A 929-nucleotide genomic window follows, 5' to 3' on the forward strand; every position below is an offset into this window, starting at 1 on the left:
CGCGGCGCCCCCGCGCCTCGGGCCGCGGGGGCGGCGCCCCGGGCCCGCGCGCCGGGCGCGGCGCGCGCGGGCGCGCGCGCCCGCCCCCCCCCCCCGCCCGCCCACCCCCCCCCCACGCCGACGTGCCTACGCGATGTGGTCCTCCTGGAGTTCCGCCGTGTGGCGGTTGGTGAAGCGGTTGACCATGCGGTCGGCCTCGCGCTGCGGGAGCGTGGTGCCGTACGTCGCCTCCACGTCGCCCCTGAACTGGCCCGAGGTCGGATAGCTGCCGTCTATCGACTTCTTGAAGACCATGTAGTACTCCTCCTCGGTCGGCTCCGAGCCGCCGCCCGCACCCAGCTCACGGGTACGGCCCGGGCCGGACGGGATCGGGAAGGTGCCGGTGTCCTCCGGAGAGGGCTCCGGGGCGGGGGCAGGCTGCTCCTCGTACCGCTGCCGCGGGAACGTCTGCTGCTCGAACGTCTGCTGCTCGAACCGCTGCTGCTCGAACCGCTGCTGTTCCTCGTACCGCTGCTGTTCCTCGAACTGCTGCCGGGACCGGAACTGCTGCTGCTCCTCGAACTGCTCGGCCTGCTGCTGCTCCTCGTACCACTGCCGGTACGCGACATCCGGGTCGTACGTCGGGTCGTAGCCGCCCTGGTACGCGACGGACTGGGGGTCCCGCGCCTGAAGCCACTGACTCTGCGGCTCGGCGTGGTCCTCCGGCTGCCCCGGGGGCTCGTTCGCCTCGGCGGCGGGAAGCTGTTCCCGGACGGGCGCCGTGCCGCCCTGCACGGCGGGTGCCGTGGGTTCCGGCTCGCGCGCCACCTCCAGTCGCGGCGCGGGCGGCAGCAGCGCGGGCTCGATGCCGGCCGCGGCCAGCCCCGAGGGGGCGGTCTCGGCGAGCGGGACGCCGTAGCGCGCGAGGCGCAGCGGCATCAGGGACTCCA

Annotated in this window: 1 pseudogene; it reads right to left on the reverse strand. The window is 75.2% G+C overall.

Annotated elements, in window-relative coordinates:
• Positions 1-126: 126 nt before the first annotated feature.
• Positions 127-929, reverse strand: a pseudogene (locus ACFV2J_RS40315) (hypothetical protein); the annotation flags it as partial.

Origin of the sequence: Streptomyces sp. NPDC059668 (assembly GCF_042734135.1) — a bacterium.
In the GTDB taxonomy this organism is placed as follows: Bacteria; Actinomycetota; Actinomycetes; order Streptomycetales; family Streptomycetaceae; genus Streptomyces.